A 22,432-nucleotide genomic window follows, 5' to 3' on the forward strand; every position below is an offset into this window, starting at 1 on the left:
CCGGGCGGTGAGGGGGCGGCCGGCCGCGGCGTGCCGCGGGGAACACGATCAGGCGCCCAGCACCGCGGCCACCCGCTCCGCCTCGCCGTGCCAGGTGCGCAGCTCCGACGCGGTCGGGGCCAGCTCGTAGGCGTGGTGGTGCGCGGCCCGGCTGAGCCGGGACCACAGCTCCTCCGCAGCGGGTCCGACATCGGGCTCCCGGTGGCGCAGCACGACGAACTGGGCCCGCCGGTTCGTCGTCGCGACGGCCGGGATCGTGCGGGCCCAGTAGCCGTCGACCGCGTGCTCGACGGCGATCCGGATCAGCCAGGTACAGGCCCGCGGCCACACGGCTGCCTCGACCAGTTCCGGCTCGCGCAGCAGCCGGTCCGCGACGGCGAGTCGCCGGTCCACCCCGGCCGGGGTCACCCCTGCAGCCACAGGGCCAGCCCTTCGACCTCGCGCAGGAACGGGCCCAGGTGCCCGCCGAGCCCGGCGTGCGCGCCCTTCTTGCAGGACTGGAACGCGTCGGTCGCACGCGACCCGCGCGCCGAGGTGATCCGTTTCAGCAGGTCACTGCCGCGATGGAGGTCGTCGAACAGCGCCAGCGTCGCGATCTGGTGGGTGGTGCGGGCCTCGGCGATGGCCCGCTCGACGTCGGCGTGGGGCTCGCCACGGGACAGCCGGGTGGCGCGGATCCGGATGTGGCAGGCCGCCTCGACCGCGCTGCGGCAGCAGGTCGCGACGAGCTCGCCGCGGACGTCGTCGGGCAGGCCGTCGGCCTTCGCCAGTGCGCGGGCGTCTCCGAGGTAGCGGCGTACCGGATCACTGCCCGGGTGGATCTCCACCGCGGACCGTTCGCGGCGCTGGACCTCCCAGATCGTGGCGGGCCGCTGCAGGCGGCGCACCGAGTCGGCGAGGCGGTCGTCATGACTGAACACCACCACCTGGCGGTCCCGGGCCACCTCGGAGAGCAGGGCGGCCAGACCGTCCACCTTGGCCGGGTCCATCGCCTGCACCGGGTCGTCGATCATGACGAACCGGAACGGGCTCTCCCCGACGGTCGCGCGTGGCAGGAACAGCGACAGGCCCAGCGCGTGCAGCTCGCCCTGGCTCATCACACCCAGTGCGGTGCCGCCGTCGGCATCGTCGATGCTGACGTCGAGCGCGACGCGGCGACGCGGTCCCTTGCCGTCGAGGCGGACCGGGCCGAGCGCCACGTTGCTCTGCTGACGCAGCGCGTTCCAGACCTGCTGGGACGCGCCGGCGAACGGGGCCAGGCGCTCGTCGCGCAGCGTGCCTGCGGTGGCGGCCAGCCAGGTGTCGGCCGCGGCGAGGCGCGTGCGCGCGGGCTGGTCGCGCTGGACGGCGAGCGCGTCGTCGTGCCAGGTGGCCAGGCGCCGGGCCAGGGGCGACCACACCTCGTCGCGATGGGTCAGCTCGGCCTCCGCCGCCTTCCGTGCCGCCTCCAGCGCGGCGGCCAGCGGGCCGTACGCGGCCTCGATCGCGTCCGGGTCGGCGGCCGCGGCGGTCCACGCGTCGAGCGCGACGGCGAGGGACGTGGTGTCGACGGGGGCGTCCAGGACCGGCCGCGGGACGGCGGCGGTGAGCGCGGCCGCCTCGGCGATCGCGGTGTCCAGGTCACGCGTGGCCGCCCGCAGCGCGTCGGCGGCGGCCTCCAGCTCGGTCGCGCGCGCGGTGGCGCGGTCGTGCCAGCCGGCGTCGAGCGTCCCGGACCCGCACACCGGGCACGGTGCGTCCCCGTGCCCCGAGTGGTGGGCCAGCGCCGCCCGCAGCAGGGTCGCGGTGTCGTCGGCGGTGCGGGCGTCGTCGGTGGCGATTCCCTCGTGCGCCGCCCGGGTCCGCCGCAGGCGGTGCACGACCGTCGCGACCCGCTCGGGGTCCGGTGGGTCGGTCCCCAGCAGGGCACGGAGGGCCACGCCGTCCCCGGTGTCGGCGTCGGACCCGGCGGCCAGCGCCGCGACGTCCTCCAGGTCGGGCGCGGTCTTCTTCAGCAGGACGGCCGCGGCGGAGGCCCGGTGGTCCTCGACCTGATCGAGTGCCTCGCGCAGCGGCTTGCGGGCGGCGTTGACGGCGCGGGCGGCGTCGTCGAGGGGTCTGCGGGCGGTCTTGAGCCGGTCCTGGGCCTCGGTGAGCGGACCCAGGCCGAGCAGCCGGAACAGCGCGTCGTGCAGCTCGCTCGGCTTGCCGTCGATCAGCGCACCCAGCTCGCCGTAGGACAGGAACGGGCGGTAGGTGTCCATGTCCTCACGCCAGGCGCCTCCGTCGTACCCGGTGCGTCTCGCCCCCGGTTCCTGCACGGTCCACACCGCGTCGTCGAGTCCCGAACCGGGCGCCCAGGTCCGGCTGATCCTGGTGGTGCCGGGCGCGCCGGCGGTCACGAGATCGACCGACACCGACGTCGGCCCGGTGGCGTGCAGGTTGCGCCATCCCTCCTTCCAGATCACCGACGTGCGGTTGCGCCAGCGGCTGCTCGTCCCGGTCAGGGCGAGCTCGGCACCCTCGGCGAAGCTGGACTTGCCCGACCCGTTGCGACCGGTGACCAGGGTCAGCCCGGGACCGGGCCGCAACGGCAGGGTCTGCACGTCGGCGACCCCGCGGAACCCCTCGACGTGCACGGCGGCGAGGTAGGCCTCCGGTCGGGCGGACGGCACGGCCGGTGCCCGGGGGTCGGCGGCCGGGGTCGACCTCCCGGCGAGGGCGTCGGCGAGGTCCTGGGTGCCCGACCAGGCGGCGAGGACCAGGCCGGCGACGTCGTCGCCGATCGCCTCGTCGGCGAGCAACCGCTCCACCAGCAGGTCGTGCAGCCCGCGTTCGGCCTCGTGCATCGGCTCCCTCTCGTCGGTGACCAGGTGACGCGAACGGTAGCGGTGGCCCCCGACAGTCACCTCTTGCCGAGCCGGGTCAGCAGCTCCCGGACGGCGTCACCGGTCGCCGTCGCGGTCTCGTCCGCATCCATCGCGGACGCGAGCGCGGTGAGCCGGTCGGCGAGCCGGCGCTCGGCGTCGGGCAACAGGTCGCGGAACCGGGGGTCGAGCACGTGGCCGAGCCCGCGATCGGTGTCGGCGAGCAGGTGGTCGAGCGCGATCTCCTGGCGCCTGGCCTGCTCGGCGACGTCGTCCCCGCCCACGGGCACGAAGTCGAGGTCGCTGCGCCACAGCGTGTCGCGCAGGGTGGACGGCTCCAGCACCAGCGCGGTGCCCAGCGTGCGGCGGTGCCCGCCGGCGACCGCGCGCACGTCGTGCATGACCTCGTGGAAGTGGTCGTCGGACAGTCCGAAGCCGACGAACAGCAGGTGGCGGGTCAGCAGCAGCGCCTTGGCGAGAGCCGAGAGCGCCTCGCGGCCGTTGCGGTAGCCGAGGTAGTCCCGCCTGGTCAGGACGATCGAGTCCGGACGGGACACCGAGCCATGCAGCTTGAGCAGCCAGCGGTCACCGGAGTCCGCGGCGTCGAAGGGCAGGACGGCGGTCCGCCGGCCGGCGTCGGCGCTCGCCATCTCGTAGAGCTCGTCGTAGTTCAGGGTGACGGCCTCGCCGGTGGGCAGCCCGGCGAGCAGCGCCGGGGCGAGCCCGTAGCGGTCGGCCCGGGTGCGCTTCGCGATCTCGGTGGTGAACGCGGCCCGGTCGGTGTGGAGGCCCTGCAGGATCTCGGCCTGGTCGAGCACCGGCAGCGCCGCGAACTCCCTCTCGGAACCGGCGGGCAGCCGGTCGCGGGCGAGGGTGGCGAGGAGGTCTGCCCAGGTCGGCAGGCCCGCGGAGATCGACACCCCGGCCCCGATGAACGGGACGAGCAGTCCCCGGCGGGCGTACCCGGCAACGGTGCGCAGCGTGGCCCGGAGCCGGTCGTCCAGCTCGGGCCACCAGCGCCCGGGGTCGCGACGCCGGTACTCCTGGGCCTGCGCGAGGTCGGCCGGCTCACGCAGCACGAGCGCGACGTCGACCCCGTGCCCGCTCGCGACCTCCCGGCCGACGTCCAGCGCGATCCGGATCAGCTCGCCGCGCAGCGGGTCGCCACCGCCCCCGGAGCTGCCGAACAGCGGCATGGCGATCAGCGGGACGGCCCGCCGTGACGGCCCGGCCACCCGCGCCGCCGCGGTCAGCCCCTCGGTCAGCGGACGACGGACGTCGTCGCCGCAGCCGACCCCGGTGAACGGGACGGCGGTCAGGACGGGACGCGGACCGTCACCGTCCGGCAACGGGGTCGCCAGGATCTCCTCGGCGCCGAACCGGCGGCGCAGGCCGGGGTCCAGCGCGGCCACCCGCGCCTCGACATCTGGGGTGCGCCAGGCCGGAGTGATCGTCAGCAGGCGGTCGGTGGGGAGGAGCCGGGCGTCACAGGCGAAGCGGATGAGGTCGCCGGGGACGACGAAGACGTGACCCATTCACGACACCTTGCCGCATTACCGGTCGCGCTTGGCGACCCCATCGTGCCGTGCGACCAGATGCGTCGTTGCGCCGATCACCGACGAGAGGAACCCGAGGACATGATCGAGAGCATCGCTGCGGTGGTCACCGCGGTCGGCGTGGTGTTCGCAGGGCTGCAGCTACGGGCCGCGCAGGTCCAGCGCGTCCGCGAGTTCGAGAGCCTGTACGTGCAGCGCTACTGGAAGATCGTGGACGGGCTTCCGCTCGGCGAGCTCGACTCCGGAACTCCCTACGAGCAACTCTCCGAGAAGGACCGGAAGTCCGTCGAGATGTACGTGCTCCTGTGCGAGGACCAGTACGAGATGCGCAAGGAGGGGGCGATCTCGCGTTCTACCTTCGCCATCTGGCGACAGGGCATCGACAATGTGCGTGAGAGGGAGCCGTTCCTCGGAGCGGCTGCCCAGATCCAGGCCCGGCGGAACACGACGTTGACACTGTTGAGGACGAACGCTGCACACGACCCGTTCGACGGGCGACGCGTCTCCGGGTGGGTGCGGGGAGTCGGCTGACCATAGGGCTGGGTCGTCCGCGCGTACCGCTATCGTCATCGCAGTGGCATCGGTGGTCGGTCGCCGACCTCATCCGCAAGCTGCCGGCCGGTGGGGCGCATCGGGCCGAACCGCGCCGGCGACCGGTCCTCACATTCCTGTCGGGGGATGATCCCGGACACCTTCTGTGTTGTCGCCGATTCTGCACTGACGGATGGAAAGAGCGTCGCCGCAGCTCACGGCCCCGATGTGGTCCGATGCCAACGCATTCTTCCTGCAACAGGAATGCAGGTAATCCGTTGGGGCGATGCGATTCTCCGTCTACGGTGACCGCATTCGCAGACAACGGGAGGTCCGGAGTGCGGTCGTTGACGGGTGATCCCCGGTTCCGGCGGTTGTTCACCGCTCAGGTGGTCGCCCTGGTCGGCACCGGTCTGACGACGGTGGCGCTCGGCCTGCTCGCCTACGACCTCGCCGGGGAGCGGGCGACGGTCGTCCTCGGCTCGGTGCTCGCGGTCAAGATGGTCGCCTACGTGCTGGTGTCGCCGATGGTCGGCGCCGTCGCCGACCGCGTCCCGCGCCGGACGATCATGCTGGGCGCGAACCTGGTCCGCGGTGCGGTCGTGCTCGCGCTGCCGCTGGTCGACCGGCTGTGGCAGGTGTTCGTGCTGGTCGCCGTGCTGCAGGCGGCGTCGGCCACGTTCACCCCGGTGTTCCAGTCGACGCTGCCCGACATCGTCACCGACGAGGGGGACTACGCGCGGGCGCTCTCGGCGTCGCAGCTCGCGAGCAGCCTGGAGACCGTGCTGAGCCCGCTGCTCGCCGCGGCGGCGCTGGCCGTGCTCACCTACGACGCCCTGTTCGTCGCCACCTCGGCCGGGTTCGCCGCCTCCGCCGCGCTGGTCGTGGCCACCCGGGTCCCGGACGTGACCGCGCGGACCCCGGGCGGGTTCGCCACCCGCCTCTCGGTCGGGGTGCGGCTCTTCCGCGCGACGCCGCAGCTGCGCGGGCTGCTCGCGCTCAACCTCGTGGTCGCCGCGACCGGGGCGATCTCGCTGGTCACCACCACCAACGTGGTGCGCGACCTGCTCGGCGGGACCGACGCCGACGTCGGGCTGCTGCTCGCCGTCGCCGGTGCCGGGACCGCGGTCGCCGCGCTGACCGCGCCGCGGGCGGCGAGCCGACGCCCGGAGCGGACGGTCATGCTCACCGGGGCCGCGGTCTCGGTCGCCGCGACCGCGGTGACGCTGCTCGTCGCGGTCGCACCGTCCTGGCCCGCGGCCGTCGTCGCGTGGGCGCTGGTCGGGTTCGGGCCGGGCCGGATCACCGTCGTCACCGGCCGGGTGCTGCGCCGCTCCGGTGCCCCCGCCCACCGGCCCGCCCTGTTCAGTGCCCAGTTCTCGCTGTCGCACGCCTGCTGGCTGGTGACCTACCCGCTCACCGGATGGCTGGCCGCCGACGCCGGGTTCGGTCCGGCGTGGACGGTCCTGGCGCTGCTCGCGGCCGGGGGAGCCGTCACCGCGGCGCTGGTCTGGCCGGCCCGTGGCGGCGACGTCGTCCGGCACCGGCACGATCCGCAGGCCGACCACGGCCATCTCGCCGACGCCGTCGCCACGGCCCGCGGCTGGACGCACTCCCACCGGGTCCGGGTCGACGAGCACCACCCGCACGGTCCGGTCCCGGTGTGATCCGGTGCCCCGTCACGGGCACGGGGCGGCCGTCACCCGTGGCGGTGTCGCGCGCCCACTGCCGGTGACCGTCGTCGCCGGTCAGCGGGGGTCGCGACCGATGAAGGCGAGGAACCGGGTCTGCACGTCGGCGTCGTCGGGCACGTCGACCCGCGGCCCGTACTGACCGCTCCCGCGCATCAGGTCCTCGATCGTCCGCATGCCCTCGAGCATCACCGCGCACCGCTGCGGGTCCAGGGTCTCGTCCTGACCGGTCGCGCGGGCGAGGTCCCAGGTGTGCATGAAGACGTCGGCGGTGAACAGCCGGCTCACCGCGTCGGGCACGGACAGGTCCCCGACGTGCGGGTTGCTCAGCCTGCGCGCGGCCGTGGCGGGGTCGTCGAGGAGCGCCTGCACGGCGTCGCGGACGGTCGTCCAGGCGCCGGCGGGGTCGTCCTCGACGTCCGGGCCGCGGGGCAGGGTGATCCCGGCCCCGGACTCCAGGAAGGCCGGGAACCACTCGACCAGGTGCCCGACGACGTCGCGGGCCCGCCAGCCCCCGACCGGCGACGGGCGGTCCCACGCGTCGCCGGTGGCACCGGTGACGATCTCGGAGAACCGGCCCGCGACCTCGCGGAACTCGTCGGCGGGGGAGAGGGCGGGATCCATGTGATCGACTCCTCGGGGCGGCCGGTGGACGGGGTGCCCATCCTGCCCGCTCCGGCGCTACCGGGACGTCCGGGCGACCGGCCGCGGCCGCATCCGCGGCGCGTCGTCGACGTCGGGTCCGCCGGCGGCCGTCGCCGCGGAGTGCTCGGCCCCGTGCGCCGGTCCGGCCACCCCGAGGAAGGGCCGCACGAACCGCGCGGTCCGCTCGAGCACCTCGTCGTGGACGTCGGCCGGGGCCGTGGCCGGCTGGGCCTGCACGATCACCTCGCCCGCCCAGGGCAGCGCCGGGTCGGCGAGCAGGTCGTCGATCATCCGGCCCGTCGAGTGCCCGGCGGGCAGCGGGCGGGACAGCGCGACGCGCGGCCCGCCCCGGGCGTAGGTCCAGTACCGGGCGAGGTCGGCGACGACCGAGGGGTCCGCCGCGGGCGGCCTGCCCGACAGGACGCCCACCCCGCGGGCGGCCGCGGCGTCGACCGACGCCGACGTCCCCGTCGCCCACCAGGTCCGCTGCGTGGCCAGCGCCGGCGGCAGCAGCTCCAGCAGGACGTCGAGCGCGGCGAGGGTGTCGCGGTGCCGGTCGTCGTGGTGCCGGCCGAAACGGCGGGCCGCGTCGGGATCGGCACCGGCACCGATGCCGAGCTCCAGACGTCCACCGGACAGCGCGTCGAGCACCGCGGCGTCCTCGGCGAGCCGGCGCGGGTCCTCCAGCGGCAGCGCGACCACGGCGGTCCCCAGCCGGATCAGCCGCGTCCGCTCGGCGACGGCGGCCAGCAGCACCAGCGGCGACGGCAGCCGCCCGCCGAGGTGGCCGTCGTGGTGCTGGGCGACCCAGAACGAGTCGTACCCCAGCTCCTCGGCGCGCTCGGCCAGCCGGAGGGTCTCGCGGAACGCCCGTGACGGATCGTCACCGGTGACGTGCGTGAGGTAACCGAGCCGCATGCGGTGGCACGCTATCCGGCGCGCGCACGCGCTCCGTCGGGTGATCCGGCCGGACGCGGCTCCGGTAGCCTCCGGTCACCTTGCGGCGGTAGCTCAACTGGTCAGAGCAGCGGACTCATAACCCGTCAGGTTGCCGGTTCGAACCCGGCCCGCCGCACAGAAGTGCAGCTCAGAGCGTTGCGCACCTCGGACCAGATGCGCTCTTCGCGCCACAGCGCGAGCAGGTCCAGGATCGGCTCGGGCAGCCGCCCGCCCGGGATCCTCCGACTCGGTCCCCACTCCGGGACCGCGGTCGGGAGACCGTCAGGTGTTGTGCCGGTCTCGATGAGGTCCATTGGGTGCCAGCGGACCTCATGTTCGCTGCCGCGGGCGGCGTCGAGCACGACCAGCCCGGACGGCAGTGATGGCGGTCGCTGCAGCGCGATCGAGAGGTCGGCCTGCTCCCAGATGAGGACCACACGCGACGCCTGCGTCAGCGACGCGATCCAGCCCAGACCCGCGATGGCTCGGTGAGCGTCGTCTCCGCGGTAGAACGGGCGTGACCGCAAGTAGCCGACATAGGGGAGGCGCGGTAGCTCGGCGCACAACAGGTGCACCGTCGGCGGAGGAACCCACCCTCCCTCCGCCAGCATGGCTGCGGTTGTATCGACTGCGTCCTGCTCCAGGTCGTCCACCCATCCCAGCTCTGTCATCGTCCGCATGGGTGCAGTGTGCGCGGTACCTCCGACAGAACGCTGTCGTTGTCGCAGCTCTCAGGTCTGTGTGAGGTTCACAGCTGCTGTCCCCTGCGGCCATGCGCCTTGGTCGTCGTCCGCTCAGATGATTCGGGACAGCACACGTGCGGTCGATCAACTGTCGATGGAGTGGGAACGGGCCGGGGGCGCGCACGGCGTGGACAAGGCCCATCTCGCATCCTCGAACCTGGCGCCCCGTTCCTCCCTGAGCGCGGTGAGCACGTCGGCCCCGGCCGACGTGAGCCGACCCGACGGCCCCGCGACGAGGTAGCGCCAGGGCCGGAGATGCGGCGCAACGACAGCCTGCACCGCTCGTTCCGCGAACACTGCGGCCTCAACGGCTGCGAGACAGGCGGCGTCGGCGATGGCCGTGCACGGCGGAGAGTCGGCGGCTGTGCGGACGGCTTCGGAGCCCGTGCGCACGAGGAGGCTCGTACCGGGGCCCAGATGGCGTGCGGTATCCGCCCATAGACGCGGATCCGCCTCGACCACGACGTCCATGCCGGGCAGACTTCGCAGATCGTCGCCCTTGTCGAGTGGGACGGGGCGTGCACCCGCTTCGCGCAAGGCGACAACGATGCGGCGTCCCATCCTGGTCGATGCTCCTGCGACAGCGCATGTCGCGTCGTCGGTGAGGAACGGATGCACCACGCGGGCGACGGCGTGGGCGGTGTCGGGGCCGGGGTCGTTCCACCTCTTGGTTGCCGGCAGCTCCTCGCACACGGTCCGCAGGCGGTGCGTCGGAGGACGGTCGAGATGCACCAGGGCGGTCCCGACGTCGGTCTCGGCCATGAGGAGGAGGGTGCGAAGCCGGTCGGGGGCAACGGAGGCAGGGAGGTCGTGGACGACGACGGTGAGTCCGAGTTCGTGCAAGAGGCGTTCTCGGGTGCGGTCCACCGTGGCGCGCCCTGACTGTGACCGTGCGAACCGGATGCTCAGAACCCGGCTGTGCGGCGGGTAGGCGGAGAGCAGCAGCCGGTGGGCCCGTCGGACCTCGGCGCGAATGGCGAATCCGGGCACGGCATAAGGCCCCGTGCCGGTGGCGGGCACCCGCGGGGAGCGGGTCACCGCGCGAACACCGGGCGGCGCCGTTCGGCGAAGGCGGCCCGGGCCTCTCGGTAATCGGGATGGTGCTGTGCCAGGCCCTGTGCGTTCGCTTCAGCATCGAGTTGGGTGGCCAGGTCGGTCGTGGCGGCTCCGTGGACGAGCGCGCGGATCGGGCCGGTGCTGGACGACAGCGCTGCGATCGTCCGGGCCAGGTCCAGGGCGCGGGGGAGTGCCTCACCCCCGGGCACGACCTCGTTGACGAGTCCCCAGGTCAGAGCCTGCGGTGCGGGGACCGGACGTCCGGACAGCGCCATTTCCAGGGCCCGTCCAGTACCGATGATGCGCGGCAGGAGCCAGGTGGCTCCGGCGTCGGGCACCAGCCCGACCCGGACGAAGGCGAGACCGAACGAGGCCGTCTCGACGGCGACACGCAGGTCGCACGCGAGCGCGAGCGACACACCCGCGCCGGCGGCGACACCGTTCACTGCTGCGATCAGTGGAGTACGGGCAGCGATCATGTCGCTGATCAGCGGGTTGTAGTAAGTCCGAACCACTTGTTCGGCGTCGCTGGGGCCGCCGTTCAGGTCCGCCCCCGCGGAGAATGCCCGGTCACCGGCACCGGTCAGGACGATCGCCCTGATCCCCGGGTCGTTGTCGCAGGCTCGGAGTTGTTCGCGGAGTTCGACCAGTAGGCCATGGCTGAGCGCGTTCATCCGGTCGGCCCGGTTCAGCGTCATCACGGCGACGGCGTCATCGCTCCCGTCGCGATGCACGACGACGTCGTGCATCTGCTCGCTACCGGACATGGAACCTCCAGGGGGTGCTACGGATCGACCAGCTAATTTGAGACTAGCAGAGTCAAAAATCTGTCGAGCCGCCCTGCTCGGCTTGGTGTGGGCTGTAGCTCACCCGTTCGGCCCTGTGTTGTACGTTCTTATGAAGCAGCCACTTACTACCTGGAGGTCGTGCCCATGTCTGGTGTCGCCGTGGACGTCCGCGGACTCACGAAGTCCTTCGGTCCGGCCAACATCTGGTCGGACGTGACCCTCACGCTGCCGCCGGGGGAGGTGTCGGTCCTCCTGGGGCCGTCGGGCACCGGCAAGTCGGTGTTCCTCAAGTCGTTGATCGGGCTTCTGAAGCCCGAGCGCGGCTCGATCGTCATCCACGACACCGACCTACTGAAGTGCTCGGAGTCGCGGCTCTACGAGATCCGGAAGCTGTTCGGCGTGCTGTTCCAGGACGGCGCGCTCTTCGGGTCGATGAACCTCTACGACAACATCGCGTTCCCGCTGCGGGAGCACACCCGGAAGCCGGAGACGGAGATCCGCGACATCGTCGCGGAGAAGATGGAGATGGTCGGGCTCACCGGTGACGAGGGGAAGCTGCCCGGGGAGATCTCCGGCGGCATGCGCAAGCGCGCTGGCCTGGCCCGCGCCCTCGTGCTCGACCCGGAGATCATCCTGTTCGACGAGCCCGATTCCGGCCTGGACCCGGTCCGGACCGCCTACCTCAATCAGCTCATCATCGACCTCAACGCTCAGACCGATTCGACGTTCCTGATCGTCACCCACGACATCAACACCGCCCAGACCGTGCCGGACAACATCGGTCTGCTGTTCCGCAAGCACCTGGCGATGTTCGGCCCACGGGAGCAGCTGCTCACCAGCGAGGAGCCGGTCGTGGCGCAGTTCCTCAACGGTCGTCGACAGGGACCGATCGGCATGTCGGAAGAGAAGGACACGGCCCAGGCGCAGCGGGAGATGGCCGAGGCGGGGGAGCTGGACGGGCTGCCGCCCCTCAAGTCCCAGCTCGCGGCATCGCCCGGGATGCCGGAGCGCAAGGCGGTCGGGAGGCGCCGGGAGAGGGTCTTGTCGATGCTCCCTGAGTTCGCGCCGTCCGCGCGACGGGCTATCCAGGAGTCGTACGGCCTCGTCGGCGCCGGTGCGCCCGCGGGACACGTCCCGAGCGGTCCTGCAGACGCCGCCACGGAGACCTTCCCGCGCGTCGGCAGGCACGACTGGTGAGTCGCGGATGAGGTCTGCCGTCAGGGGCGACGGGGCCGGCGCGCAGTACACTTCGCCGGTGGTCGACGGGTCCCCGCAACGCCGGTCCCGCACCGGTCGTCTCGCGCCGGGGGAAGCCCGGCGGCTGCTGGTTGACTCCGCGCGCGAGCTGTTCGCTCGGCACGGGTACACGCGGACGAGCACGAAGGCGATCGCGCACCGCGCCGGCGTCGCCGAGGTCCTGCTCTTCCGGCACTTCGGAGGGAAGGCGCTCCTGTTCCGGACGGCGGTGCACGAGCCGCTGGTCGAGACCCTGCAGGACTATGTGCGTGCTTGGGAAGCGGGCGAACACGGACCTCCGGTCGCCCGGGCCTTCGTGGCGGCGTTGTTCGACTCCCTGGTCCTGTCGCGCGGCGCCGTCGTCGCCCTGAGCGTCGCACAGGTGCACACCGACGTCGTCCGGGTCGTCCTCGAGGCGGAGGACGACGCTCTGACCGAGGTGCTCCGCCGACTCGAGTACGTCTTCCTCCAAGAGGCGGCCGAGCGCGGGCTGGTCGGGCTGAACCCACCGCTGTCCGTGCGTGGGACTGTCGGCATGCTGGTGGCAACCGCCGTCACCTGGGAATGGCTTCGACGCGACGACGAGGGTCCGCAGGGCTGTGCGGCGAGCGACGCCCGGGACCGGATGGTGGCCGAGTTCGAGCAGCTCATGCTGCACGGCATCTGGCACAGGCAGGCCGACGATGGGTGAGCCGGAGCGCCGCCGTCGCCGCAGTGCCGAAGAGGTCCGGAGCCTGCTGCTCCTGGCAGCGGCCCGGGCGTTCGTCGACCGCGGCTACGCCCAGACCAGCACCCGCGAGATCGCCGGCGACGCCGGCGTCTCACAGCCCTTGCTGTTCCGGCATTTCGGCGGGAAGGCGGGGCTGTTCACGCAGACGGTCGTGGCCGGGTTCGCCGCCGCCTGTGCCGAGTTCGCCGAACGGTGGTGGGCCCCGATCGGCCGGGACGAGCCACGGGCGCGCGCCTTTCTGCGCGACCTGTTCGACGTCCTCGCGGAGAACCGCGAGGCCGTCGTAGCGATGGTCGGGGTCTACGCCTACGAGGCGGACTCCCAGGAACTGTCCCGCGGAGTGGTCGACGTCTTCGCCGCCCTGCTCGGTGTCGTCCGCGACGTGCTGCTGTGCGACACCGAGGGCACGTTCCTGGAGGGGGTGGACGACGTCGACACCCCGGCCGTCGTCCTCGCTGCCCTGCTGGGCTGCGCGGTCTTCGACGACTGGTTGTTCGACGCGCAGCTCCACCGGCCCGAGAACGCGGTCGTCATCGAGGAGCTCTCGACGATCGTGTTGCACGGCTTCACCCATCGACAGGGATAACAGCCGCTCCGGCGCGGCTGCAGGTCGTGCCCGACGCTCGAAGCCACCCGTTCGCGGAGTTGTTGGACGGTTCGTCTAAAAAACATTGGTGACCGGCGTAACTCCGATCGGACCTCCTCGTTGGGCTCGGTGGAGGTTGAGATGCAGTCACTTACTTCGGATCGCAGTGAGGCGATCCCTCGATGAGCGCCGGTCCGATCGGGGCGGTCGCGAAGCCCATCGGCAGCTTCTTCGCGATGGTGCTCGACACTGTGGTGGCGACCTTCAAGCCCCCGTTCCAGTGGCGCGAGTTCATCCAGCAGGCCTGGTTCATCGCCAGCGTGACGTTCGGGCCGACCATCCTGGTCTCCATCCCGTTCACAGTGCTGGTGACGTTCCAGTTCAACAACATCCTCACAGAGGTCGGGGCCATCGACCTCGCCGGTGCGGGGTCGGCCTACGCGACTGTGACTCAGATCGGTCCGATCGGGACGACGTTCGTCGTGGCGGGAGCGAGCGCCACTGCGATCTGCGCGGACATCGGCTCCCGGAAGATCCGGGAGGAGCTCGACGCGATGCAGGTTCTCGGGATCGATCCGATCCACCGCCTGGTGGTGCCGCGCGTGCTCGCGACGATGTTCGTCACGTTCTTCATCAACGGTCTGCTCATTGCCATCGGCATCACGGGTGGCTTCCTGTTCTCGGTGTACCTCCAGGGCGCCAACCCTGGGCAATTCATCGACAGCCTCACGCTGATCACCGGGTCCGGCGAGCTGATCCACAGCCAGATCAAGGCGACGATCTTCGGCATGCTCGGCGGCTTCGTCGCCTGTTACCGCGGGCTGAACGTCGCCGGCGGGGCCAAGGGCGTAGGGAACGCGGTCAACGAGACGGTCGTCTACACGTTCGTTCTGCTGTTCCCGGTGAACGTCGTGCTCAGCCAGCTGCCCTACGCACTCGGACTCCTGGATTAGGAAGCGACATGACCACCCTGAACAGGGAGAACCTGGCAGTGCTGCGCCGGGTCTACGGCGGCCCCCTGTCCGCTCTTGAGGAACTCGGCAAGCAGGCCACCTTCTACACCAAGGCCCTTGCCTGGGTGTACCGCGCGCTGGGCCGGTACAAGAAGGAGGAGGTGCGGCTGATCGCCGAGGTGGGCATGGGCAACGGCGCGCTCGCACTCATCGGAGGGTCCGCGGTCATCAGCGGGTTCATCCTCTTCTTCGGCGGTACCACCGCGGGCGTCCAGGCCTACCAGGCCTTGAACAACATCGACCTGGAGGCGCTGGCTGGATTCACCTCTGCGAACGTCGGAACGCGTCTGCTCGTGCCGATCATCATGGGCGCCGCGCTCGCGGCGACGATCGGGACCGGGTTCACCGCGCAGCTGGGCGCGATGAGGATCAACGAGGAGATCGACGCGATCGAGGTCATGGGTATCCCGTCGATGCCCTACCTTGTCACGACCCGGATCATCGCTGGACTGATCGTCGTCGTGCCGCTCTATGCGGTCGGCCTCGTCATGGCCTACGCCGGGTGGAAGTTCACGCAGGTCGTCGCCTTCGGACTGTCCTCGGGCACCTTCGACCACTACTTCGACACGTTTCTGCAGCCCATCGACATCGTCTACGCGATGTTGCAGGGCCTGGCCCAGGTCGTGGTGGTCGTACTGATCCACACGTACTACGGCTTCAACGCCACGGGCGGGCCCGTGGGCGTCGGGGAGGCGGTCGGTCGCGCGGTCCGGCTGTCCCTGATCGCCGTCATGACTGCTGCCCTGGCCGTCGCGATGGCGGTCTACGGCGGCGCCGACACCTTCCGGATCTCGGGGTGAGGAATGAGTGAATCGACCACGCGCAGAGCGGATCTGCGGATCCGCGGTCTCGCGCTCCTGGTCGTGATCGGGCTGCTGTTCTGGCTCACGATCGCGATGTACCAGCAGGCATTCCGGTCCACCGTGGACGTCACGCTCGAGGCAGACCGCAGCGGACTGCAGATGCAGGCCGGGAACCTCGTCAAGATGCGCAACGTCGACGTCGGTCGAGTCTCGTCCGTCGACCTCGCACCGGACGGCACCACCGCCGTCCTCACGCTCGCGATGGAACCCGAGCTGGTCGACCGGATCCCTGCGAACCCGCGGATCGACCTGTTCCAGCTCACCGCCTTCGGCAACAAGTACGTCAGCATGTCCGATCCCGACCAGCCGACCGGGTCGCTGTCCGCAGGCCAGGTCCTGCGGTCCGACCATGTGAGCGTCGAGGCGAACACCGTCCTCGCGAGTCTGCAGCGGGTGGTCACGACCGTGCAGCCGGCCAAGCTCGCCGCGACCTTGGGCGCGGTCGCCGAGGCACTGCGCGGTCAGGGCGACCGGCTCGGCCGGACGCTCGACCTGTCGGCCGGCTACCTGGAGAAGATCAACTCCGACCTACCGACCCTGCAGCGGGACCTGCAGCTCACCGGCGAGGTGGCGAACCTCTACGGCGACGTCGCTCCGGATCTCATGACGATCCTGCGCAACGTCACGGTCACCGGGAACACGCTCGTCGAGAAGCAGCAGCAGCTGAACCAGACGCTGGTGCAGCTGACCACGCTGGGGGACACCGCGGGGGACACGCTCGCCGTGAACGGCAACGGCATCGTCACGATGCTGGACACCCTCCGGCCCACGACCTCGCTGGTCGCGCGGTACTCGCCGATGCTGACCTGCTGGTTGCAGGGCGTCGACGAGGCCTACAAGCGACTGCGCGGACCGGTCGGCGGATCGGTCGGTGGGGCAGCGACCTACACGACCGTCCAACCGGGCGACGACCCCTACACGGTCGACGAGCCGAACCTGGTCACCGCGAACTCCGGCCCCGACTGTCACGGCCTTCCCTACATCGGCGCGGACCAGATCCCGCGCCCCGCCGACAAGAACGATCCGACGGCAGACCTGGACGCGACCGACAACCGCCTGCGTACCGGTGATCAGACCCTGATCACACAGCTCTTCGGCCCGCTCGGCGGACTCGCCCCGGCAGAGGGAGGCGACCGGTGAGCAGCACGTCCAAGGCACTCAGCATCCGCCGGCCACTGATGAACATCATCATCTTCTTCGGTGCCACGTTGATGGTGCTCGTCCTGCTGTTCATGCAGTTCGGCGCGGTGCGGCTGACCCCGACGAAGGACTACTACGCGGTGCTCGCCAGCTCCTCGGGCATCAAGGACGGCGAGTCCGTCCGGATCGCGGGGGTGGAGGTCGGGAAGGTCCGGTCGGTCGAGGTCTGGGAGGGCGACCGCGCGCGGGTCGGATTCGACGTCGACGCGGACAAGCCGCTGACCGGCGGCACCCGGGCTGTCGTCCGCTACGCGAACCTCACCGGGGACAGGTTCCTCGAGCTCGCCGACGGACCCGGCCCGGCGGACCGACTCGCCGAGGGCGGCACGATCCCCCTGGAACGCACCCAGCCGGCGCTCGACATCGACGTCCTGCTGCAGGGCTTCACCCCGCTGCTTCAGGGACTGTCCCCGGAGCAGGTGAACCAGTTCGCCGGTGAGGTGGTGACCGTCCTGCAGGGACAGGGCGGCACCATCGAGTCGCTGTTCACCAGTACATCGGCTCTCACGAACTCGCTCGCGGACCGTGACCAGGTGATCGGCGAGGTCGTCACCAACCTCAACACCGTCCTCGGCACCCTCAACGACAGGGGCGACCAGGTCTCCGAGACGGTCGTGCGGCTGCAGCAGCTCGTGTCGGGGCTCTCGGCCGACCGGGAGCGCATCGGCGGCTCACTCGAGCACATCGACGCACTGACCACCAGCGTCGCGGGCCTCCTGGTCGACGCTCGGCCTCCGCTGAAGGGGACCCTCGAGCAGCTCGGACGTACGGCGACACAGCTCGATGAGGGCCGGGACACCGTCGACGAGGTCCTGAGGACCCTGCCCGGTGCGTACTACGCGATGCACCGGGCCGGATCGCACGGCAGCTACTTCAACTTCTACCTGTGCACCGTGCGGGTGAAGCTGACCGGTCCGGACGGCGATCCCTTCTTCACCCCCTACTTCGGGCCGAACTCCCAGATCGACCGGTGCAAGGACAACCCATGAACCTCCGATTCAGTGAGAAGAACCCCGTGGTCATCGGGGTGGTCGGGGTCCTCGTGATCGTCGGCCTCGTCCTCGGGTCGCTGTCGCTGACGGCGTTGCCGTGGGTCGGCGGCGACGTGTACGAGGCCGAGTTCACCGAGGCCGGCGGGCTCGACTCCGGAGACAAGGTGCGCATCGCCGGGGTCGAGACCGGCGAGGTCCGCGACGTCACGCTCGACGGGGCGAAGGTCGTCGTCTCCTTCGCGCTCAAGGGCGACGCACCGGGCGACGTCAGCCGGGCCGCGATCAAGACGCAGACTCTCCTCGGCCAGCGGTACCTCGATATCCAGCCCGCGGGCCGACAGGCGATGGCTCCCGGGGACGTGATTCCCGTCGACCGCACCTCGGCGCCCTACAGCGTCAGCCAGGGTCTGGAGGACGTCACCCGCACGGTCGGGCAGATCGACACCCCCAAGGTCTCCGAGGCACTCGACACCGTCGCGACCACCTTCCGCGACACCCCGGACGATGTCACCGCCACCCTGGACGGTCTCACCCGGATCTCAGAGACGATCAACTCCCGCGACCGGGCGCTGCTCGACCTGCTCAACAACGCCGAGGGCACCACGGCCATCCTGCGCGACCGCTCCGGGGAGCTCACCACCCTGCTGCGTGACGGCAACGCCCTGCTGTCCGAGCTGGAGGCCCGCCGCGAGGTCATCCGGCGCCTGCTCGCGAACGCCGAGACGGTGTTCACGCAGGTCCGCGGGCTGATCGCGGACAACCGAGAGCAGATCGGGCCCGTACTCGACCGGACGAACAGGGTGCTGGCGCTGCTGCGGGAGAACGAAGGGAACCTGACGTCGGCGATCGAACGGCTGGGCCCGTTCGCCCGGTCGTTGGGCGAGATCATCGCGTCCGGGCCGTTCTTCGGCGCGCACATCGAGAACCTCACCCTCGGCAACGTCGTTCCGCTGGAGTCGTACCTCGGCTCGCTCACCGAGAACGTCCCGCCGCTCGGCCCCGGGGCTGCCGAACCGCCGCCGCAGAGCGAGGGATCGCCCCTGTCGTCCCTACTGGGACAGGGAGGAAACTGATGTCCAGCACTGAGAACGCCACCCGGAAGCGGATGGTCTCGCTGCTCGCGATGTTGTTGGTGGCAGCGATGGTCGCAGCCGTCGCCGTCGTCCTGCTGTCCGGTGGCACCCGGTCCGGCAGCGCGTACTTCGCATCGGTCAAGAACCTCTACGCCGGCGACACCGTCCGCATCCTCGGGGTCCGCGTGGGCACGATCGACGCGGTGGTCCCCGAGGGCGACCGCGTCCGCGTCGACTTCACCTACGACGCCGACCACAAGGTCCCGGCCGACACCGGGGCCGCGATCATCTCGCCGACGCTGGTCAGCACCCGCTTCCTCCAACTGGCGCCTGCGTACACGGGGGGACCGGAGTTCGCGGACGGAGCGACGATCCCGATCGAGAAGACGGCGTCGCCGATGGAGTTCGACGACCTCAAGAAGCAACTGGGGCGGCTCTCCACCGAGCTCGGTCCGGACGGTGCAAACCGGGACGGTTCGCTCTCTCGCGCACTGGACGTCACGGCGCAGAACGCGCAGGGGCAGGGCGACCGGTTCCGCACGACGATCTCGGAGCTCTCCCGTGCAGTCGACACCCTCTCGCAGGGGCGGGGCGACCTGTTCGGCACCGTTCGCAACCTGCAGGTGTTCGTGTCGGCGTTGAGCACGAGCCAGGACCAGATCGTCGAGTTCAACCAGAGGCTCGCGTCGGTGTCGGACATCCTCGCGTCCAACCGCACCCAGCTCGCCACCGCACTGTCCGAGTTCGACGCGCTCGCCGGCGAGGTGCAGACCTTCGTCGGCGACAACCGCGGACGGATCGGGCAGACCGTCGACCAGGCAGGTCAGGTCTCCCGGGCACTCGCCGAGCAGCGCGACGACATCGCACTCGCCCTGCAGGTCGCGGGCCCCGCCATCCAGAACTTCTACAACACCTACGCCGTGGGCGGTAACGCCGTGACGGGCTACCTGAACGTTCCCAACCTCCGCAACCCCGGACAGTTCGTGTGTTCCGGGATCGCAGCGGCGGCCGCGTCCAACCCGGAGGAGGCGACGAACGCATGCCAGACCTACCTTGGCCCGCTCGCGCAGATGCTGGCGGTCCAGCAGCCCCCGATCGGGATCAACCCCCTCACCCGCCGGGGCGGTGGCGTCGCGCCCTCCACTCTCCCGGACGACACCACCGGCAGCCCCGCCCCATCGCCGGAGCAGAACGTCTCGCCGATTCCTGGCCAGGGCGGCAACGGTGCGGTCCCCGACCTCGGCGGGCTGCTCACCCCTGGCGGTGGCCGGTGATCGGGCGGTCGGGGCGGCGCGCCCTCGTCGGCGCGGTACTCGCCGTCGGGCTCCTGGCGATCTCGGCATGCGACTATCGAGGTATCAACTCGATCCGGCTCCCGGGCACGGTCGGTGCGGGTGACGGCGCCTATACGGTCACGATCCGGATGCGCGACGTCACCAACATCGTTGAGAACGCCCCGGTCCGGGTCGGGGACATGGCGGTCGGCAGCGTCGCCGGCGTCGCTGTCGACGGCTGGGACGCGGTGGTGAGGGTGAACCTGCGCGACGACGTCGTCCTCCCGGCGAACGCAGTCGCCCGAGCCGGTCAGACCAGCCTGCTCGGTGCCAAGCACATCGAACTGTCCGCGCCGTCCGACGTGCCCCCCGAGGGAAGACTCGCTGACGGCGCCGTCGTCCCGGTCGAACGGACCGCAGCGTTCCCCTCGACCGAGGACGTGCTGGCGTCCACCGCCCTGTTGCTCAACGGCGGCGGCCTCGAACAGATCAAGACGATCACCGCGGAGGTCAACCGGGCTCTCGGCGGCCGGGAGGAGTCGGCCCGCGCCGCGCTGGAGAACCTGGCGACCTTCACCCAGGGCCTCGACCGCCAGAAGGGCGACATCATCGCGGCCATCGAGGGGCTCAACCGGTTCTCCGGAACGGTCGCCCGCGAACGGGACACCCTCACCGGGGCGCTCGACGCGCTCCCGCCGGCGCTGACCACGCTGGAGCAGGAACGAGCCCAGCTCGTACGGACCCTGGAGAGCCTGGGCCGTTTCGGCGACGTCGCATCCGACGTGCTGAATCGCAGCAAGGACGACCTGGTCGGGAACCTGAACGACCTGCAGCCGTCCCTGAGGGCGCTCGCGGATTCCGGGACCTCCCTGACGGACTCGCTGCGTCTGCTGCCGACTCTGGTGTTCCCGCTGGACACCGTGCACAACACCTTCCGCGGCGACTACGTCAGCCTCTACGCGACCATCGACCTCACCCTGGGCACACTCGACCGGACCTGGCTGGCAGGGACGCCGGCCGAGGGTTCCCTCGTCGCCCTCGAGAACAACCTGAAGGCGGGCCGCGGGGTCAGTGGTCAGGTGACCGATCCGCTCGCCGGCCCCCTCGGTCTCGGTGGGGTCGTCCTGGCACCGGACGACCCCACCCCCGCTCCGGCCCCGGCCGCACCCCCGTCGGAGACCGGGCCCGGAGCGACGCCCCCCTCGCCGGTCGCGCCCCCCGCCACACCCGACCCCGATCCAGAGGCGCCGTCCGACCCCGGACTGGTCGGTTCCCTGCTCGGCGGAGGAAACTCATGATTCCCCGGTTCGTCAAGATCCAGCTCGCCGTGTTCACCGTCATCTCCCTGCTGGCGATCGGCACGGTGGCATTCGTCTACGCCAAGGTGCCGACCCTGCTCGGCTGGGGCCGGATGACGGTCTCGGCCGAGTTCCGCGACGGGGCCGGCCTCTACCCGAACGCCAACGTCACCTACCGCGGTGCGACGGTCGGCCGGGTCACCGCTCTCACTCTCGGCGAACACGGCGGCGTCACCGCGACGCTGTCCATCGACCAGGACGCCGCCGTCCCCGCCGACACGACCGCCGAGATCCACAGCGTGTCGGCCATCGGCGAGCAGTACGTCGACCTCGTCCCCGCCACGGCGAGAGGACCGGTACTCGCCGCGGGTTCGACGATCACGTTGGACCGCACCAGCGTCCCCCAGCAGATCGGACCGGTCCTCGACGCGACCGACCGCCTGCTCGACTCGGTCCCGCAGGAGAGCCTGCGCACCGTCGTCGACGAGTTCCACCGGGGGTTCGCGGGCACCGGTCCGGAGCTGCGCCGACTGTTGGACGGGGTGAACTCGCTGGTCGAGGAGGCAGACGCCAACTACGAGCCGACCCAGCGGCTGCTCAACGAGGTGGGCCCGCTGCTGGAGACCCAGACCGCGACCAGCGACGAGATCCGCGCGTGGACCCGGGATCTCGCCCTCTTCAGCGACACCCTCCGAGAGAGCGACCCGCAGCTACGCGGCGTCGTCGACCGGGTGCCCGGGGCCGCGGCGGAACTGACCGGCCTCTTCCGCGACCTCCGGCCGACCCTGCCGATCCTGCTGGCCAACCTCACGACGGTGAACCAGGTGCTGGCGACCTACAACCCGAGCCTGGAACAGATCCTCGTGATCTATCCGAAGGTCACGGCCATGGAGCAGGCGGTCACCGACCCGCGGCTCGACGGGCTCATCGGGCTGAACCTCAAGCTGAACGTCAACAACCCACCGCAGTGCACGACCGGCTACCAGCCGTACGGTAGCCCTGACGGGCCGCGGCAGCCGTTCGACCTCTCCGAGGCGCCTACGGCGACGGACAGCTACTGCAAGCTGCCGCAGGACGACCCCAGCGTCGTCCGCGGCGCCCGCAACCTGCCCTGTCTCGAAGGTGTTCCCGGACGCCGGGCAGCGAGCCCGGCCGAGTGCCGGGGCGACGACGGCTTCGTGCCCACCGGGACGGCCCCGCCGACGGTGGGAGTTCCCGGCGGTGCGGTCGTCACCGCTCCCTACGACCCGGTCTCCGGCCAGGTCCTCGGTGCTGACGAGCCGCTGTTCGTCGTGGGCGGGTCCGGCACCCCGACGAATGGAGAGGAACCGACATGGGAAGACCTGATGCGGGCTCCGGTGACGCGGTGAAC

At 71.2% G+C, this 22,432-nt stretch carries 21 protein-coding genes and 1 tRNA gene; 14 read left to right on the forward strand and 8 right to left on the reverse strand.

The window, feature by feature from the left end:
- Nucleotides 1-48 precede the first annotated feature (48 nt).
- Genes WJX68_RS10770 through WJX68_RS10780 form a run of 3 tightly spaced genes read right to left on the reverse strand, consistent with a single transcriptional unit; the run spans nucleotide 49 to nucleotide 4,381 of the window.
- Complete coding sequence (locus WJX68_RS10770; RefSeq protein ID WP_340288984.1) at nucleotides 49-420, reverse strand: hypothetical protein; 372 nt, start codon at nucleotides 418-420, stop codon at nucleotides 49-51.
- Nucleotides 405-2,828 (reverse strand): AAA family ATPase, encoded by a 2,424-nt coding sequence (locus WJX68_RS10775; protein WP_340288987.1) that lies wholly within the window; start codon nucleotides 2,826-2,828, stop codon nucleotides 405-407. Before WJX68_RS10775 ends, WJX68_RS10770 begins: the two co-directional genes overlap by 16 nt.
- 56 nt (nucleotides 2,829-2,884) lie before the next feature.
- Entirely contained in the window at nucleotides 2,885-4,381 is a 1,497-nt protein-coding gene (locus WJX68_RS10780; RefSeq protein ID WP_340288990.1) for an SIR2 family protein, read from the reverse strand.
- A gap of 102 nt (nucleotides 4,382-4,483) precedes the next feature.
- Between WJX68_RS10780 and WJX68_RS10785 the strand changes: the two genes are divergently transcribed.
- Nucleotides 4,484-4,933 (forward strand): hypothetical protein, encoded by a 450-nt coding sequence (locus WJX68_RS10785; RefSeq protein ID WP_340288993.1) that lies wholly within the window; start codon nucleotides 4,484-4,486, stop codon nucleotides 4,931-4,933.
- A 338-nt stretch (nucleotides 4,934-5,271) separates the two neighbouring features.
- A complete protein-coding gene (locus WJX68_RS10790) occupies nucleotides 5,272-6,600 on the forward strand; it encodes an MFS transporter (protein ID WP_340288996.1) in 1,329 nt (442 codons plus the stop codon).
- A gap of 81 nt (nucleotides 6,601-6,681) precedes the next feature.
- Here WJX68_RS10790 and WJX68_RS10795 read toward each other — a convergent pair whose 3' ends face one another.
- Together WJX68_RS10795 and WJX68_RS10800 are read right to left on the reverse strand one after the other, a co-directional pair.
- Nucleotides 6,682-7,248, reverse strand: a complete 567-nt coding sequence (locus tag WJX68_RS10795; RefSeq protein ID WP_340288999.1) for a TIGR03086 family metal-binding protein — start codon at nucleotides 7,246-7,248, stop codon at nucleotides 6,682-6,684.
- Between the two features lie 57 nt (nucleotides 7,249-7,305).
- Nucleotides 7,306-8,187, reverse strand: coding sequence for an LLM class flavin-dependent oxidoreductase (locus WJX68_RS10800; protein WP_340289002.1), 882 nt, complete (start codon nucleotides 8,185-8,187; stop codon nucleotides 7,306-7,308).
- Nucleotides 8,188-8,269: 82 nt separating this feature from the next.
- Between WJX68_RS10800 and WJX68_RS10805 the strand changes: the two genes are divergently transcribed.
- Nucleotides 8,270-8,344 (forward strand) — tRNA-Ile (locus WJX68_RS10805).
- On the opposite strand, the gene WJX68_RS10810 is transcribed toward WJX68_RS10805, so the two are convergent.
- From WJX68_RS10810 to WJX68_RS10820, 3 genes are all read right to left on the reverse strand, one after another.
- Nucleotides 8,313-8,861 (reverse strand): hypothetical protein, encoded by a 549-nt coding sequence (locus tag WJX68_RS10810; protein WP_340289005.1) that lies wholly within the window; start codon nucleotides 8,859-8,861, stop codon nucleotides 8,313-8,315. The genes WJX68_RS10805 and WJX68_RS10810 overlap by 32 nt on opposite strands.
- A gap of 174 nt (nucleotides 8,862-9,035) precedes the next feature.
- Nucleotides 9,036-9,713 carry a hypothetical protein gene (locus WJX68_RS10815; RefSeq protein ID WP_340289007.1) on the reverse strand — a complete coding sequence of 226 codons (678 nt, stop codon included), beginning with the start codon at nucleotides 9,711-9,713 and terminating at the stop codon, nucleotides 9,036-9,038.
- Nucleotides 9,714-9,985: 272 nt separating this feature from the next.
- The gene (locus WJX68_RS10820; protein ID WP_340289009.1) at nucleotides 9,986-10,774 is read right to left on the reverse strand and encodes an enoyl-CoA hydratase/isomerase family protein; all 789 of its coding nucleotides are present in this window, start codon (nucleotides 10,772-10,774) and stop codon (nucleotides 9,986-9,988) included.
- A gap of 165 nt (nucleotides 10,775-10,939) precedes the next feature.
- Here WJX68_RS10820 and WJX68_RS10825 point away from each other — a divergent pair, with 165 nt between their 5' ends.
- The 11 genes from WJX68_RS10825 to WJX68_RS10875 all read left to right on the forward strand — a co-directional run bounded on the left by WJX68_RS10825 (nucleotide 10,940) and on the right by WJX68_RS10875 (nucleotide 22,430).
- Complete coding sequence (locus WJX68_RS10825) at nucleotides 10,940-11,992, forward strand: ABC transporter ATP-binding protein (protein WP_340289012.1); 1,053 nt, start codon at nucleotides 10,940-10,942, stop codon at nucleotides 11,990-11,992.
- Between the two features lie 58 nt (nucleotides 11,993-12,050).
- The gene (locus WJX68_RS10830; RefSeq protein ID WP_340289015.1) at nucleotides 12,051-12,722 is read left to right on the forward strand and encodes a TetR/AcrR family transcriptional regulator; all 672 of its coding nucleotides are present in this window, start codon (nucleotides 12,051-12,053) and stop codon (nucleotides 12,720-12,722) included.
- A complete protein-coding gene (locus WJX68_RS10835) occupies nucleotides 12,715-13,347 on the forward strand; it encodes a TetR/AcrR family transcriptional regulator (protein WP_340289017.1) in 633 nt (210 codons plus the stop codon). The genes WJX68_RS10830 and WJX68_RS10835 overlap by 8 nt, the downstream gene beginning before the upstream one ends.
- Nucleotides 13,348-13,529: 182 nt before the next feature.
- Nucleotides 13,530-14,300, forward strand: a complete 771-nt coding sequence (locus WJX68_RS10840; protein WP_340289020.1) for an MlaE family ABC transporter permease — start codon at nucleotides 13,530-13,532, stop codon at nucleotides 14,298-14,300.
- 8 nt (nucleotides 14,301-14,308) lie between these two features.
- Entirely contained in the window at nucleotides 14,309-15,160 is an 852-nt protein-coding gene (locus WJX68_RS10845; RefSeq protein WP_340289023.1) for an ABC transporter permease, read from the forward strand.
- Between the two features lie 3 nt (nucleotides 15,161-15,163).
- Nucleotides 15,164-16,363, forward strand: a complete 1,200-nt coding sequence (locus WJX68_RS10850) for an MCE family protein (RefSeq protein ID WP_340289025.1) — start codon at nucleotides 15,164-15,166, stop codon at nucleotides 16,361-16,363.
- On the forward strand, nucleotides 16,360-17,412 hold the full coding sequence (locus tag WJX68_RS10855) for an MCE family protein (RefSeq protein ID WP_340289027.1): 1,053 nt from the start codon (nucleotides 16,360-16,362) through the stop codon (nucleotides 17,410-17,412). Before WJX68_RS10850 ends, WJX68_RS10855 begins: the two co-directional genes overlap by 4 nt.
- On the forward strand, nucleotides 17,409-18,488 hold the full coding sequence (locus WJX68_RS10860) for an MCE family protein (protein ID WP_340289030.1): 1,080 nt from the start codon (nucleotides 17,409-17,411) through the stop codon (nucleotides 18,486-18,488). Before WJX68_RS10855 ends, WJX68_RS10860 begins: the two co-directional genes overlap by 4 nt.
- Nucleotides 18,488-19,762, forward strand: coding sequence for an MCE family protein (locus WJX68_RS10865; RefSeq protein ID WP_340289033.1), 1,275 nt, complete (start codon nucleotides 18,488-18,490; stop codon nucleotides 19,760-19,762). Before WJX68_RS10860 ends, WJX68_RS10865 begins: the two co-directional genes overlap by 1 nt.
- Complete coding sequence (locus tag WJX68_RS10870; RefSeq protein WP_340289035.1) at nucleotides 19,759-21,060, forward strand: MCE family protein; 1,302 nt, start codon at nucleotides 19,759-19,761, stop codon at nucleotides 21,058-21,060. The genes WJX68_RS10865 and WJX68_RS10870 overlap by 4 nt, the downstream gene beginning before the upstream one ends.
- Nucleotides 21,057-22,430 (forward strand): MCE family protein, encoded by a 1,374-nt coding sequence (locus tag WJX68_RS10875; protein ID WP_340289038.1) that lies wholly within the window; start codon nucleotides 21,057-21,059, stop codon nucleotides 22,428-22,430. The genes WJX68_RS10870 and WJX68_RS10875 overlap by 4 nt, the downstream gene beginning before the upstream one ends.
- Nucleotides 22,431-22,432: the final 2 nt, after the last annotated feature.

The organism is Pseudonocardia spirodelae (assembly GCF_037727765.1).
Classification (GTDB): Bacteria; Actinomycetota; Actinomycetes; order Mycobacteriales; family Pseudonocardiaceae; genus Pseudonocardia; species Pseudonocardia spirodelae.

What these genes read in the sequence shown, in the direction of transcription:
- WJX68_RS10835 (WP_340289017.1), top strand. Translation starts at nt 12,715, where the DNA reads ATGGGTGAGCCGGAGCGCCGCCGTCGCCGCAGTGCCGAAGAGGTCCGG.
- WJX68_RS10850 (WP_340289025.1), top strand. Translation starts at nt 15,164, where the DNA reads ATGAGTGAATCGACCACGCGCAGAGCGGATCTGCGGATCCGCGGTCTC.
- WJX68_RS10800 (WP_340289002.1), bottom strand. Translation starts at nt 8,187, where the DNA reads ATGCGGCTCGGTTACCTCACGCACGTCACCGGTGACGATCCGTCACGG.
- WJX68_RS10845 (WP_340289023.1), top strand. Translation starts at nt 14,309, where the DNA reads ATGACCACCCTGAACAGGGAGAACCTGGCAGTGCTGCGCCGGGTCTAC.
- WJX68_RS10825 (WP_340289012.1), top strand. Translation starts at nt 10,940, where the DNA reads ATGTCTGGTGTCGCCGTGGACGTCCGCGGACTCACGAAGTCCTTCGGT.
- WJX68_RS10820 (WP_340289009.1), bottom strand. Translation starts at nt 10,774, where the DNA reads ATGTCCGGTAGCGAGCAGATGCACGACGTCGTCGTGCATCGCGACGGG.
- WJX68_RS10785 (WP_340288993.1), top strand. Translation starts at nt 4,484, where the DNA reads ATGATCGAGAGCATCGCTGCGGTGGTCACCGCGGTCGGCGTGGTGTTC.
- WJX68_RS10780 (WP_340288990.1), bottom strand. Translation starts at nt 4,381, where the DNA reads ATGGGTCACGTCTTCGTCGTCCCCGGCGACCTCATCCGCTTCGCCTGT.
- WJX68_RS10775 (WP_340288987.1), bottom strand. Translation starts at nt 2,828, where the DNA reads ATGCACGAGGCCGAACGCGGGCTGCACGACCTGCTGGTGGAGCGGTTG.
- WJX68_RS10875 (WP_340289038.1), top strand. Translation starts at nt 21,057, where the DNA reads ATGATTCCCCGGTTCGTCAAGATCCAGCTCGCCGTGTTCACCGTCATC.
- WJX68_RS10795 (WP_340288999.1), bottom strand. Translation starts at nt 7,248, where the DNA reads ATGGATCCCGCCCTCTCCCCCGCCGACGAGTTCCGCGAGGTCGCGGGC.
- WJX68_RS10865 (WP_340289033.1), top strand. Translation starts at nt 18,488, where the DNA reads ATGTCCAGCACTGAGAACGCCACCCGGAAGCGGATGGTCTCGCTGCTC.
- WJX68_RS10860 (WP_340289030.1), top strand. Translation starts at nt 17,409, where the DNA reads ATGAACCTCCGATTCAGTGAGAAGAACCCCGTGGTCATCGGGGTGGTC.
- WJX68_RS10840 (WP_340289020.1), top strand. Translation starts at nt 13,530, where the DNA reads ATGAGCGCCGGTCCGATCGGGGCGGTCGCGAAGCCCATCGGCAGCTTC.
- WJX68_RS10815 (WP_340289007.1), bottom strand. Translation starts at nt 9,713, where the DNA reads ATGGCCGAGACCGACGTCGGGACCGCCCTGGTGCATCTCGACCGTCCT.